Genomic DNA, 14,617 nt, shown 5'->3' with positions numbered 1-14,617 from the left:
GACTTTTCAGATGAGCCCGCGGCGGGCGAATTCGCCAAGCATCCATCCACTGGGTTTGGGGGTTCGTTTGAAGGTCGTGCGATTGACCTCTGCCAAGCCGAATTTTGCCTGGAAAGAGCCCCACTCATAATTGTCGATCAACGACCAGTGCAGGTAGCCTAATAACGGAATGCCCTCGTCCAGGACGTTGCCAAGCCGGTTCAACACATTCGTCATGTATAGAATGCGCCTGCCGTCGTCCGGGCTATCTAATCCGTTTTCGGTAATAAGGATTGGCTTGCCGGTCGCGCGGTGGGTCTCGCGAATGCAATTATTGAGGCTATCGAAATCAAACGGGAATACGCCGTTGATCACTGTTCCCTCGGGCGCGGTGGTCGGACCCTTGTTGTCCAGGTATAGAGGCCAATAGTTCTGTACACCGACAAAGTCGCCAGCTTGCTTCGCCGCCGCCATCCATGGCCCGTCGATCCTTTCGCGTACCTCCGACGCGATGCTGTTTTCGCCAATGCCGCGATAATCTATGGTCGCAAGGCATACGCCAACCGGAAGGGACGACCGGACAGATTTGATAGCGGCATAGCCAAGCTTGTGAGCCCGGATAGTCGGTTGCACTCCCGCAACCGGATCAATGGTCTTCCAGGTAACAAAGCGATCGCTACCACATACCTCCGCGGCGGCACGTTCCATTGACGCAAGCTTGGCACGATCCGCCCCCTTCGTCATGATATCGATGATAATGGGCGCCTGGGGCTCGTTGAGCGTGAACGCCATATGCATGCCATCCGCAAGATGCTTAGCAGCGATTTCGCAGTAACGTGCGAAGATTTGTGGCCCATCGGGCCTCATGAAGCCACCCGATGCTGCGAACCAGGCAGGATTTACATAGTGGTTAAAACTAACGCACGGCCGGATACCTGCGTTGTGGCAATACTCGACTACGCGCTTGTAGTAATCCAGCATGGCTCTAGAAAATACACCTTCGGCAGGTTCTATTCTTGCCCACTCTATAGAAAATCTATAGCTGTTCAGTCCAAGCTCTTTTAGGAGCAATATGTCTTCCGGATAACGATGCAAGCTGTCGCACGCATCACCAGAACGCTCCGGAAATATGCTTTGCCTAACATTTTCCATAACCCACGCGTCGGAATTTACGTTGTTGCCCTCGATCTGGTGACCGGCAGTGGAAGCCCCCCACAGAAACGATCGAGGCATCCGCCGCGCTCCCTGGCGCGGAGCGGGCAACATGGCGGGAACGGAACGGGAAGCCATTGCCGCGGATCCCGGACCGGTCGCAGCCGCAACAAGACCAAAACCAGCAGCTGTAAGGCCCAGCAGACCCCGTCGATTTACTTGGCCGTTAACGTCGATACCATGGATCTTTTGCATTGTCTGAACCCAGTCAGTCAGATAGAGGCCATATGCTCTGTGCAATCAGATGCTTACATAACCGCCTCGTTCCGTGTTTCTATCAGAATCCACGTAATTTACATCCTGAGGTAAGTTAGCTGCCCTCAGCAATCTTCTTCAACTTGAGACGAGCATAGAAGTCTTCAAGTATTAGCCTATTATCGATTTCGTCGTATACACGAATGTTTCTGTTCGACGATTTTGCTACATATTTGCCGTCTGCAACTATCTCAGGGGCAAGTGCTTCTGTATACTTGCTAGAGTCAGTACCTTCAAACCGCCGCTGTTGACCGACCATACGGGGGAACCATGCCGTTAGCCCAGTGAGTAGCACCAGCGGATTGTCTCCGAGCGTCCACGTAGAACCTGTGTTGAGACCATAACGCGCATTTCTTTGAATGGTCGCCAGTATTTGTGCATAAAGCCAGGCGCCGAGTAATCCTTGAGGTGCGACCTCCGCCTCGATTTCCGCCAAAGATACCATGCAGCGAGCGTAGGCATTGCGCGGAACCTGCCAGATCGGCACGGTGCTTTCGTTAAACACAAATCGGGCAGCGAACGGATCGATATCGAAATTGTACTCGCGGCCCCCGGCGGGATAGGACTCGCCGCCAATCCAGACAAGCGTGAAGCGCTCAGCAATGCTGGGGTCGATCATCAACGCGCTCGCGATCTCGGTCAGTCCGCCGCCGCATCCGATATAGAGTGGCAGGGGGTCGTCGCGCTTCGCCTCGTCAACGATTGCCTGTGCGCCGTCACTTCGTATCGGCGTTCCTGCAACTTGGATCTTGCCTTCAGAACCCAAATAGATCGGTATATTCTTGGCAGATGGCACCTTCGTCAACAGCAGCTTGGCAAGCGTTAGCGCTGCCGCCGCCGATTCCATTTTCTGGCCTGTGGATGTTGCAACAATGCCGGTCGTCCTGAGCGAAGGCGATATCAGTGCATGCGCCGCCGCGAACAGTCCGTCGACATCGCCGGCCAGATCGTTGACCAGCAGAAACCGGGCACGGGGGGCAGCGACGCTCGGTACCGCCGATGCTGGCGTAGCAAGCGCCCCTACCGTACAGGCTAGTCCAGACATGAACCGGCGACGTCCCAAGGTCATTTGCCTGATTCCCGTAAGGGCGGTCCGCAGTTCAATATCCATCTGCTACGATCTCAACTGTATGAGTTACATCGGCATCTTGACGTAAGAGGATGAGACTCGTTTTTTGGAAAGATCCCTCATCGGTTGGCTTGATCATGTAACTGCTTGTTCCCGGCTCACGCACTTAGTCAGGTGTACTGCGTGCTTACCGGAACCGAATAGTATGACGGACGCCTCTGCGTTCACGCCCTCGAGCTTCCAGCCAGAAGGAACGTGGAACGTTCCGTGTGAGCCCGGGGCAATGCTAAGCGTGATTCCAAGTGAAGCATTCGCGTCGATCTGCCAAGCGATACCCGAACACCCATGGACCGTCTCCATGGTTGCGGCGGCATGGTTCAGACCGCCGCCGGGTTGCGGCGCGAACACGACATGACCATAACCGGGTTCGGCAGGATCGGATGCGATTCCTGCAACCGATCGATAAAGCCACGCCGCGACGGCGCCATAGGCATAATGATTGAAACTGATCATCGAAGAGCCCCCGCCCGCAGACATCTCTCCTGCATGTAGCCGGCCGTTCTCGCCAACAGCGTCCCAGCGCTCCCACATCGTCGTAGCACCCTGCCGAACCTGGTAGAGCCAGCCAGGGCACTCTTCGTTGAGAAGAAGGCGGTAGGCCGTTTCGGTATGTCCATGTTCGGACAGCGCCGGCAGCACGAGCGGCGTTCCGAGAAACCCGGTCGCAATCCGTCCTTGGCGATCGTTGACAAGTCGAGCGAGTGCCGCCGCGGTCGCCGCGACCTCCTCGGAAGGTACAATGCCGAACTGCAGTGCGATGGCGCACCCTGCCTGCGTCTTACCGATCTCATCTTTCCAGCGGGACCAAGCGGTGCGTGCGACTTCAACGGACAAAGCTTCGTAGTAGGCGGCCACCGCAGCCTGTTTAAGCAATGTCGCTGCCTTCGAGACAACGGCTGCACTTCGGCTCAGATAGGCTGTTGCGATGAAGTTCGGATCCGTCGTTGCCTTTTGCGGCTCGTCCGACGGAGCTCCGGGATCCAGCCAATCTCCCAGGTGGAAATCTCGCTTCCATAGCCCGTCGGTGTCGCGTCGCGACGCGCCCCAGTCAACCCAACGGCGCATACTGCCGAACTGTTGCTCGAGAACGCCGATGTCGCCGGTGGCTTCGTAGAGGGACCACGGCACCAGCGTCGCGGCATCACCCCAGCCAACGCCGCCATATTCGAATTCGTGCCCCCCAATGACGTTGGGCACGGTACTCGGCACGTTGCCGTCGTCACGTTGCTCGATCGACAAATCCTTGAGCCAACTCCGGAGGAAAGCTCCGGCGTCAGCGTTCATGCAGGCGGTATCGGCAAAAACCTGGATATCACCGGTCCAGCCCAACCGCTCGTCCCGTTGGGGGCAGTCCGTCGGAAGTGCAAGGAAATTAGCAATCTGCGACCAGCGGACGTTTTCGTAGAGCCGATTGACGCGGTCGTCGCTGCACCTGAAGGTGCCTGTCCGCTGAAGGTCCGACGATATGACCCGAACCCCGACCCTCTCGACGGTAACTCCTTCGTCCGCGACAATTTCTGCGTAGCGGAAGCCGTGGAACGTGAAGACCGGCTCGACATTGACGGCTCCGGTGCCTGCGAGCACGTAGCTGTCAGTCGCATCGGCATTGCGCAACGGCGCGGTATAAAGTGCGCCAGCGCTGCCTAGCATCTCCGCATGGCGTACCACCACCGTCGCTCCGGCCGGGCCCTCGACGCGAAGTGTCAGCCAGCCGGCAAGATTCTGGCCTACGTCCACAAGCCAGCGCCCGGCACCGACGGGTACGGCTTCCGCATCCCAACTCGAAACCACGCGGACTGGCGGCATGGAGCGCAACTCTAGGCCAGACGGCAACGGCAACGAGACGATCGAACCCCAGCCAGCGTCGTCGAAGCCGGGCAGACGCCAGCCCTCAGTCTCCGCACGCAAGTCGATCGTGCAACCGTCGTAAAGATCGGCGCGCCGGACGGCTCCGGTTGACCCGCGCCAGTCCGTTCCGTCCGCGGTCGCGATAATGACCGTCGTACCATCCACATATTCGATTTCAAGTTGCGCTAAGTAGGCCGTGGTCGCGCCGTAGACTGCACGGCGTTCCATCCAAGTCAGCCAACCTCGCCACCATCCGTCCCCGACGGCAGCCGACAGGACGTTCTCACCCGGTTTCAGCACTTCGGTAACATCATGCGCGGCGTACAGGAGGCGTTCGTGATAAGCCGTCCAGCCCGGGTCCAGCAGCGCGTCGCCTACCGGCGAACCATTGATCCAGCTCGTTTGAACGCCGAGCGCGCTGACGTAGAGTCGTGCGCGCGCGACTGGCCGGTCGACATGGAACGCGCGGCGCAACAACGGTACGGGCCCTGGTTCGGCACGATCGGCATTATCGACCGGACTGATCGGGCGTGCCTGCCAATCGCTACGTGCCAATAGCGCGGCCTCGAGACGCAAGGGAGTGCTCCAGCAACTAACCCCGCGATCCGTCTGCACGCGAACGCGCACCCAGCACGTCTCGCGGCTCGTCAGGGGTGCGCCCGGCCACGCCGGCGCACGACATAGGGACGAGGGGAGATAGTCAGTCGTGACCAGAACCCGTTCAAACGACGCGTCGCGCGCTACCTGCAACTGGTAACCGACCTGCCTTACGCCGTCGCGCGACGCGCGTAGGCGCCATGCGAGGCTGGGCCGCGCCATGCCGATATGGCCTGCATCGTCCGCACCGTCCGCGACCAGACCGATCGGCTGGACCTCTTCATCGCGTGGGGCGACGCTTTGCGCAACATCAAGGTTCATGCCGCATTTTCCTCGCGTTGCATTTGGATCTCGGCGAGTGACTTTCCCTCATTGCGCGGGGCCCAGATCGTGCCGACAATCCCGCTCACCGCCAAGAACCCTGCCAAGATCCACGCAAGCGTATGGAAGCCTGTCGTTGTGAGTGCAGGCACGAAGAAACTCCAAAATCCCAGGCCGATCCGGACCACGGCGAACGTCAGCCCCTGCGCACTACTCCGGATCAGCGTGGGAAACAGTTCCGAACTCCAGAGCTGGAAGAACGACTGGGCCCCGAACCCGCCTGCCAGAGCCATAATGGAGACATAGAGCAACGCTAGAAGGAGGGTGAGCGGGAACACCGCCAGCAAAATCATGCCGGCAACTTGCATCGCGGCCGATACTGCAAAGAGCATTCTCTGGTTGACCTTGTCGGACAAGGGCATGAAGACCAAGAGGATCGACAGCATCGAAAGCGCAAAATTATACGCTTGAACCGCAACGCTGACTGTCTGACTCTGGTCTCCGACCGTTCGGAGGATGTAGGGAAAATAGAAACCGCTCGTGCCCGCGTACAGGTTCCACATCCCGTACATGACGACAAGAAACGCCATGGACTTAAGATGCTTCGGCTTCAGCAGCTCACGCCACGACGTGCAACCGTTCACAATCGCGAAGGACCGGCCCGCCTCAGGTTCGGACTGTGCCGTCTGGGCATCGACCCATGCCTGCGACTCCTTCATTCGCGCTCGAAACAACGTGAGCACCAAAGCAAGGATGGCAAGATGCGCGAACACGATACGCGCGCCGAGTACACCTAGAGGCGCAAGTGCTAGAAACATCAGCAGCACGACGACCGGGCCCAAATACCATAGCACTTGCGCGACACCGCTGTGCTTGCCGCGCGCTCCCTTCGGGGCCAGTTCGGCAATAAGCGACCACGATGCGGGTATATCGGCACCCACCGCCAAGCCGACAAGAACGAAGCCGACGACGATCATCCACGGCTGCACCGCAAACACCAGCCACAACATACCGAAAGCGTAGAACAGCATGTCATACTGGTAGATTTTTTTGCGGCCGTAGAGATCGCATAGGCGCCCCCCGATCAGCGCTCCGATCCCGGCGGAGATTGCGTTGGCACTGAACGCGCCGATTAGGCCGACGAACGTAGGCGTGAGTTTGTAGATCTCAACCCACAGGGCCAAGGCGGCAGAACCTGCGACAATCGATCCGGCATCAATGTAGTTCGCCAAGCCGGCAAGGACGGTGGCTTTCCACCCCCCTTCGGTCTCGGTTTCAATGCCGCGGTCAGCCACAGATACTGTGTTCATAGCATCGCCATCCTCTGTTTCTCGGTCGAGCGGGATTCGTGCCCACTTTGACCGCCGTTGTTCCTCCATAGGGGCAAGTCCCGCACGGGGCTTCAGCAAGGGGCCGGTACACGAATGGAAACTATCGCCAGGCAACGTTATCGAAGGTGCGGCAGCCCGCCTTAACTTCCAGCTCAGAAATGAACTACGCCGTTCTTTTATACTGCTTCGCTTTGGTCGCAAAGGGGCATCCGTTGTAAAAGCTGGGCACGCGCTCAAATTTAGTAAGTGAAATTATCGTGGCGCAGGGCTGCACGTCATTCATTCCAAGCCCTTTTCCCGGCATCCTTCACCGAGCAGATGAGGATTGCCCCTTCTACCCTTGCGCCATCACCGCTGGACCATGCCGATCCAGCGCATCCGTTGTTATCCAGTCGTACGGGGGCACCTATTTTAGGCCGGAAGCTTCGGCCGATTAGGCGGCTCAAGACGTTGGAGAGATTTGCAATACCACGCCGCCCCGCACTACCATCCTACCCCTCAAGAGGCCTAAAACGTGATGACGGGAATTGGCTTTCTTTGCAGTGAACATGTGTGCGATTCGGAAGGCAGTGGCATCCAGCGTTGTGTCGACCAATTGTGTCGCCGCAGCGTTTCAGAATATGACCGGTCATGGCCCGTGGGCACGATCCTGCCGGGAGGACACCCTGAACCGTGACAGTGCCGGGTAGACTATAGGCAACCGCGGGATCTACTGTCCTCGACACACCAGTCGGACTTTTCGGGCGGCTGAGCTTGAGCAAGCGGTATCCAAATTCCGCTGTCTGCCCTGATACCGTGTTATCATCTGCTCGCTGGATTAGTGTGAAACGAGATGGCGCCACCGAATAAATTGCATTTCGTGATCTACATGGCTGAACGCCATCACAATATTCAGCAGCACGTCAATATTAACATATCGGGCCTACCCGACGGAACCAGCGGATACGGACTACCAACACGATCCGACCCGCTGGTTCAAAATCATATTCTAGAATTTCTTGCCGATACCGAACAAGAACAGGCGGCCCAGAGTGAACCCATTGGTGAAGCCACTGCCGCCGGTGATGCGGTAGATGGGAGGATCCTGATCCAAGACGTTATTGATGTTCGCCGACAAGCTCAATCCTTGCAGCGCGCCTGAGGTTACCGGCACGTCATACTTAAAAAACAGATTGACCACGTTGAACGCTGACACGCGCGTTTGGCCAGAAACATCGCCAGCACGCTGGGTATAATCGAAACCACTGTTATGATTGAGCGTCGCCTGCGCACGGAAGCCTCCGAGATCAGCGCCTATGGTGCCCTGAAGCGTCAAACGTCCCTGATCGAGAAGAAGCTGATCAATTGCTGGCGCTCCTGGTGAGGCTTGGAACTGCCGATCTATCTGGTAGTTTCCTGAAACGGACGCGTCGATCCCACCAAAGCTCGTTCCCGTACGATAGTTGACGGTATAATCGATTCCGGAAACTTTCAAGATACCATAGTTCCCGGTGCGGAAGTCGACGAGTTCATAGATAGGAATTCCGGACGCAATCAAGGCGTTCACTTGCGCCAGACCGTTGGGATCCTGCGCAGCAAAAGCCCTAGCAATGGCTGGATCGATGCCGGTGACGGCTGTCTGAACATTGTTGGGGAAGTCGCGAAAAATTCCAGCGTTGGGCGTAGGCGTTGCAAGAATGTTGTCGAACTTAACGTTATAGTAGCTCGCGCTGGCATGTAGCCCTTCGAGAAACTGAAAGTCTACATCCCCGCCTACGGACCAGGTCTTTGCAGTTTGTGGTTGTAGATTTGGAACCGCCCCAGTCAAAGCTACTGTACCGTTGCCGAAGAAAGAAACGGTATCACCCGGCCGCACGAAGGCCGCGAAAGGAACAACTAGGATCGAATTGCGGCTGGATCCAAGCTGATCCACCGGCGTGGGCGCATTGAACGAGGTGCCGTAATTGCCACGAAGCGTAAACCAAGAGACGGGCTTGTAGCTGGCACCAACCTTAGGATTGAAGGTGCCGCCAAAATCGCTGTAATGGTCGTACCGGGCAGAGCCTGATAGCAACATCGAATATATTCCGTCCGTACGATTACCCTCACCGAAGATCGGTACTTGGATTTCACCGAAGCCAGCGTGTACATGACGGTTGTAGCTATTATATGCTTGCCTGCCCAATACACCGCGCACATCACCATTAGTAAAGCGTTGGGCGAATTCATCACCAATATACTCGTATCCGACTGCGACCTTAACGTCACCTCCCGGCAATGAAAGTAGAGACCCATCGATGATCGCACGGCCGTTGAACTGATCATCCTTCGACTGGCCAGCGGCTTGGAAATCTCTGATTCCTGCCAAAACCGTCGGATTTGTCAGGGACAAATCATAGGGGCTTAAAGCGGTTGCAGCAGTCGTCCCCGACGCCGCAGACGTCAGGGCTGCGGTATTGATCTGGTTGATGTAATAAGCAGAGTTCGAGCGACTGTAATTGAGCAACGTGCGCAACTGGAAGTTGCTACCAAGCTTTGCTCTGAACTCTGCGTTCGCGCCCCATTCCTCGATGGTCGTCCCTGACGCGGAACTGTCTCCGCCGAACACTGGCGAGAAGCTGAAGTTCACGGTCTGGTTCGGACGTCCGGCAACGCCCGGAACGGCAAAGTAGAACGGATTGGCAGACGCGATCGTTACGGTGCCTGATGCGATCTGTTCCGCAAGCGTCTCGCGACGACCATAGAACGCCTTAATATCTACTGATATGTCCGCGTTTATTTCCTGGGACAGGCTTACGATACCGCCATGTCGCTCCTGAGAAGGCACGAAAGCAGTATTGTCCGACGCGTCGCATCGAACGCCTCCTAATGCGCCCGTGGGGTAGGCGTAGTTGTTCGCACCGATAGTGAGGTTGGCTGCATCGCATTGCCGGCTTGCCGGCACAGCAGGGTTGACCGAATAGTCGAAAGCCCGGATGAAGTCACGGTCGCGACCGAAGATGCTGTCGTTCTTGTTGAACGAGTACGACGCGTAAAGTGAACCGGTTTCCCAGTCCTTACCAACCGTAGCGTTGGCGGTCGCGGTCCAGTAGTTGTCGGCGAACCCGTAGCGTGCATCGGCCTCCACCCCGTCGAACCTGCGACGCGTGATGAAGTTGATCACCCCGCCGACCGCGTCCGCGCCATATGTCGATGAGCCACCGTCCGTGACCACCTCGACGCGCTCGATTGCACCGGTGGGGATCAGGTCGGGATCGACTGTAGACTGCGTCACGCCGGCGCCAGCAATGCGGTGGCCATCGAAAAGCACGAGCGTCGAAGCGCTCGACGAGGTGTTGCTGCTAAGATTACGCAGATTGGGCCGACTTGTCTGCGAAGTCTGGACCGCACCGACGAGCGAGGCGCTCGGCACGTTGTTGAAGAAGTTCGAGACTTGGGGAATGGTACCCAAAAGTTCGTTCGTCGTCGTGGCACCCTGCGACTGCACACGATCCTGACCGACGCTGATCACGTTAGAACCAACAGGGGCGGTTCCCCGCAGAAGAGTACCAGTGACCACGATATCCGCATCGGTCGGCTCGGACGACGTATTAGCCACACCGCCAGCGGCCTGTTCCTCGGTCGCTGCCGTCCGCGCTTCTTCCGCGTCCCGCGAGGACGACTGAGCGGGCGTAACCTGTGCCATGGCGAAACCGGGGATCAACGTGATCACTGCCGCCCCCAAAGCCAACCGTTGACGAACCGAACCAAGTTTGAACTTCATATCACCCTCCCTGTTCTTTTTTCTTCTATGCGGGGACGCGTCCCGATCTCCAAAATCAGTCAGTCAACTAACCTGCGTGCGAACGTTCGGCAGCTAGCCTAAAACCGTTAGGTCGAGGCCTTGCTCTCATCGTCGATACGGATTTGTTGTTCGACTCATCCTCAATACCCGTCTTCCCGCGGCGCTGACAGGATTGATACAGTGTCGTTCGATAAACACAAGTGGGCGCATCGTACCTGTTAATGCCGGGGTTCGCGGTTGCCATGTGTGATTGTCTGAACCGATGCACAGCGTGCCGGTCCCGGCGAATGTCCGCCTGAATAGGAGGCGGACGTCCCCCGACGCCGTGAAAGAGACTGGCATTTTAGAACGCATTCGTTCAATAGTTGCCGCTTGGCAAGCGCGCGCAGGACCGCAAAAGCGCCATGCCGCCTAGCATTCCTGGGAGGAAAACCGTGAAGCATTCAAGGACGGGCAGCGGCAAGTCGAGTAACATATCGCCGCCTACCCGGTCGCGCTCATCGCATGTTCGTCGAAACGCCTGGAAGGCCGTGTACCTGTCCTTGGCCTGCTGTTCGGTCTCGTCGACGGCAATGGCGCAGCAAACGCCTGCTGCGCAGATGTCCGATCAGGCTGTTGCCAAACAGGCCGACGCTCTGATCGCGCAGATGTCGCCCGAAGAGAAGGCGGCGCAGCTTACCCAATTCTTCTATCTTCAGCCCTATCCACCAGCGAATGTTAAGGCGCTTGAAGCGCTAGCCACGACAGGCGTCGGCTCGCTATTGTTTGCGACGGATCCGAACGAGATCAATCGGCTTCAACGCATTGCGGTGGAGCGGTCGCGGCTGCACATACCCGTCCTATTCGGGTATGACGTAATTCATGGCCTCAAGACCATCTTCCCGGTTCCCATCGGCATGGCGGCGTCATGGGATCCGTCTTTGGTCGAGAAGATTCAGACAATCTCCGCACGCGAGGCCCGCGCCGTCGGAATTCACTGGGCGTTCGCACCCATGCTCGACATTGCACGGGATCCGCGCTGGGGCCGGATTGTAGAGGGATCCGGCGAAGATCCCTACCTTACGGCAGTCATGGGGGTTGCGCAGGTTCGAGGTTTCCAAGGCCCGTATATCGGAGCGCCGGGCCATGTCATTTCCGGTCCGAAACACTTGGCGGGCTACGGGGCCTCGTTGGGCGGCCGGGATTACGCCGAAGCAAACATTTCCGATAGCGAACTGTGGAACACCTATCTTCCTCCGTTCGAGGCGGTCGTCAAGGCGGGCGCTGGAAACGTCATGAGCGCCTATATGGGGCTGAACGGCATACCTGCCGCAAGTAACCGGTGGCTGCTCACCGACGTGCTTCGCGATACCTGGGGTTTTAGGGGCTTCGTGGTGAGCGACTCCGGCGGCGTCGTTTCGCTCAAGACGCAAGGTGTCGCTGCTAACGACCAGGATGCCGCCGTCGCGGCGATCAAGGCCGGTCTCACGATCGAGATGACAGGCCCCGGCCAAACGCCTGCTATGGCCGCGCTCCCGCAGGCGATCCGCGACGGCCGGGTAACAGCGGCCGAGGTGGATCGCGCGGTGCGACGCATTCTCGAGATGAAGATACGAATGGGGCTGTTCGACAATCCGTACATCGATGCAGGTAAGGCCGGCCAAATACTGGGGAGCGCGGAACATCTAAAACTTGCCAGGATTGCAGCGGAACGCAGTGCCGTCCTACTTCGAAACGACCGGAACGTCCTGCCATTGGATCGCAAGGCGGTTCGATCGGTGGCCGTCATCGGTCCGTTGGCCGACTCGAAGCGTGACACTTTGGGTTCATGGGCATTCGCGCCGAATGACCCGCCCTCGATGACGATTCTGGAAGGGATCAGGAAGAAGCTCGGTACCGCTGTTCGTGTCAATTATAGCGAGGGCGTTCGAATCCCGCCCCGCCTCTTCCCCGCTCCCGGTGGGTCACTCGACAAGAAGGTCGCAAAGCCGCCACTCGACGAGACGAGAGAGATAGCGCGCGCCATCGATATGGCGAGTGCCGCCGATGCGGCCATTTTAGTGCTTGGCGAAACCCAGGACATGAGCGGCGAACAGGCATCGCGAACCACCTTCGAACTGGCTGGACGGCAGCGCGAGTTGCTGGAAAAAGTCACCGCGACAGGCAAACCCGTCGTCGTGGTACTGATGAGTGCCCGACCCGTCGACCTCGGCAACAGCAATCCCGCGACGGTACTGGACGTCTGGTATCCCGGCTCGCAAGGCGGAGCCGCAGTGGCGAATCTGGTGTTCGGCGATGCCGTGCCCGGCGGGAAGCTGCCTTTCAGCTGGATCAACGATGCGGCGCAGGCACCAAACCCCTACAATCATCTGATTTCTCACAATCCGAAGGATGCCGAAAAGGGTTATTTCAATACGAGCAGTGTTCCTGCCTACCCGTTTGGCCACGGGTTGAGCTACACCACGTTCGGCTACACCAACGTGCGATCCGCCAAGCCCGAATATTCTACGGGCGAGCCGGTGCAGATCATTGCCGAGGTAACCAATACAGGCACGCGCTCCGGAGAGGAGGTCGTGCAACTTTATATCCACCAGCGCTTGGCCGGTGCGCAACGTCCTGTGCGTGAGTTGAAGGGGTTCAAGCGCATCGCGCTCAAGCCGAGCGAGAAGCGTACCATTAGCTTTACCCTCACAAAGGACGACCTGCGCTATTGGAACGCCGCCACCCGCAGTTGGGTGAACGAGGCGTCGGTGTTCGACGTTTGGGTAGGAGGTAGTTCAGTAGCCAAGAATGCCACGACTTTTGAGGTGCGCTAGTTGTTGGACGTCCCCATGCTAATATGCAATGGCGTCGTGTTTCCGGCGGAGTCTATCGAAAAGTGACGGATGTGGGATCAGGGGCAGCGTTGGTAAAGACCTCAGACTTTCGACCAAAACGAGGTAGGCCAACTAAGGATCAAGTGGCGGCGATTGATCGCGCTATTCTCGAAGTCGGTCGCCAGATGTTTCTAACTGAAGGCTACGCAAATACCGCAATGGACGCTATCGCGGCATCAGCCGGTGTTTCAAAGGGCACACTGTATTCGCGCTATCCGGATAAGCCGGCTCTGTTCCGCGCGATCGTCACGGCTAGGCTGAACAGATCGGCCGATCTCGTCACGGACCAAGCAGTGTTCGGCGATGGCTCAAGCCAGCAGCAGCTTCATCGGTTCGGCACGGTCTTTCTTGAGCGCATGCTAACGGCAGATGTCATCGCCTTCGATAAGCTCATTATCGCCGAAGCGGACAACTTCCCGGAACTTGCCTTGGAGTTTCACGAACAAGGTTATGTGAAAGCCGTTCGGCGACTTAGCGACCGGATGTCTAAAGTCACGAAAGAGGAAAGCTGGGAAGCGTCCGATCCCTTCGTTTTGTCGACCGCCTTTATCGCGGCGTTGATCGGTTGGGTTCGGCGGGAAGGCAGAATAAGATCTCTGTCGAAGGAAGACTGCGATGCGTTCGTCAGCCGACTAGTCGCTCTTTTTGCTGGAGGCCGATCGGCTTGGTGATAGCCGAGCGTTCCTGTGGCTATACCCCCAACGCTGCTTCTGTTCCCATACTCGACAAGCGATGAACGTCACGAACGATATTCGTGGATAACGGCCCGGACCTGCAAGGTGCTATCAAAGCGCTTGCGTCCATCCGGGTCAGAATATAGAACGGCTTTGTTCAATAAGCGACAGACAGCCTGTCGCGATTAGGAGAGCCGATAGCGATGCGTTACCTTTGCGTCATGCTACCCTTCGCCCTTTTGACACCAACAGTTGCGCCTGCTCAGACAATCCCACCAACCACCCCGGCGACCGCTACGGAAAAGTACTCGGTTGAACAGACCCTGCTTGGCACGCTGCTCGACGATCCGGCGGCGAAGGCCGTGCTGGTTAAGCACCTCCCCAACGTCGTTTCCAACAAGGAGATCGACATGGCACGCACTTTCACCCTGAAGGCATTGCAGAACTATGCGGCCGACCAGATCACGGACGCGAAGCTCGCGGCGATAAATGCAGATCTTGAGAAGCTGCCCGCGAAGAAATAACGATGCGGCTTCGGATGGCCCTCCTGCCCAACCGGGCTGTCGTCCCAGAATGCGACTGGCGGTCTTAGCACGCTCGGTCAGTGAGACCCTGTTCGCAGGCCGGTACTGAATTGCAAAGCTTCTCGTCGG

8 protein-coding genes are annotated in these 14,617 nt (G+C 57.8%); 3 read left to right on the top strand and 5 right to left on the bottom strand.

Translation table 11 applies throughout. The features are described 5' to 3' along the window. Positions 1-6: 6 nt before the first annotated feature. The 5 genes from ASE90_RS18985 to ASE90_RS20840 all read right to left on the bottom strand — a co-directional run bounded on the left by ASE90_RS18985 (position 7) and on the right by ASE90_RS20840 (position 10,414). On the bottom strand, positions 7-1,386 hold the full coding sequence (locus ASE90_RS18985) for a family 1 glycosylhydrolase (protein ID WP_082449583.1): 1,380 nt from the start codon (positions 1,384-1,386) through the stop codon (positions 7-9). 115 nt (positions 1,387-1,501) lie between these two features. Continuing rightward, entirely contained in the window at positions 1,502-2,557 is a 1,056-nt protein-coding gene (locus tag ASE90_RS05745) for a nucleoside hydrolase (RefSeq protein ID WP_055997520.1), read from the bottom strand. A gap of 93 nt (positions 2,558-2,650) precedes the next feature. Further along, positions 2,651-5,341, bottom strand: a complete 2,691-nt coding sequence (locus ASE90_RS05740) for an alpha-L-rhamnosidase (protein ID WP_055997517.1) — start codon at positions 5,339-5,341, stop codon at positions 2,651-2,653. Next, positions 5,338-6,651 (bottom strand): MFS transporter, encoded by a 1,314-nt coding sequence (locus ASE90_RS05735; RefSeq protein WP_055997514.1) that lies wholly within the window; start codon positions 6,649-6,651, stop codon positions 5,338-5,340. The genes ASE90_RS05740 and ASE90_RS05735 overlap by 4 nt, the downstream gene beginning before the upstream one ends. A 1,009-nt stretch (positions 6,652-7,660) precedes the next feature. Then, complete coding sequence (locus tag ASE90_RS20840; protein WP_055997509.1) at positions 7,661-10,414, bottom strand: TonB-dependent receptor domain-containing protein; 2,754 nt, start codon at positions 10,412-10,414, stop codon at positions 7,661-7,663. 593 nt (positions 10,415-11,007) lie between these two features. On the opposite strand from ASE90_RS20840, the gene ASE90_RS05725 reads away from it, so the two are divergent. The 3 genes from ASE90_RS05725 to ASE90_RS05715 all read left to right on the top strand — a co-directional run bounded on the left by ASE90_RS05725 (position 11,008) and on the right by ASE90_RS05715 (position 14,488). Continuing rightward, positions 11,008-13,230: a glycoside hydrolase family 3 N-terminal domain-containing protein gene (locus ASE90_RS05725; protein ID WP_082449581.1), complete on the top strand. Its 2,223-nt coding sequence runs from the start codon at positions 11,008-11,010 to the stop codon at positions 13,228-13,230. A 143-nt stretch (positions 13,231-13,373) separates the two neighbouring features. After that, positions 13,374-13,961, top strand: a complete 588-nt coding sequence (locus tag ASE90_RS05720) for a TetR/AcrR family transcriptional regulator (RefSeq protein ID WP_162235055.1) — start codon at positions 13,374-13,376, stop codon at positions 13,959-13,961. Between the two features lie 224 nt (positions 13,962-14,185). Next, a complete protein-coding gene (locus ASE90_RS05715; RefSeq protein ID WP_235531679.1) occupies positions 14,186-14,488 on the top strand; it encodes a hypothetical protein in 303 nt (100 codons plus the stop codon). Positions 14,489-14,617 lie beyond the last annotated feature (129 nt).

It is taken from the genome of Sphingomonas sp. Leaf67, from assembly GCF_001421965.1.
Taxonomy (GTDB): domain Bacteria; phylum Pseudomonadota; class Alphaproteobacteria; order Sphingomonadales; family Sphingomonadaceae; genus Sphingomonas.
The sequence above is the reverse complement of the archived record's forward strand: the minus strand, read 5'-3'. Positions and strand labels throughout refer to the sequence as shown.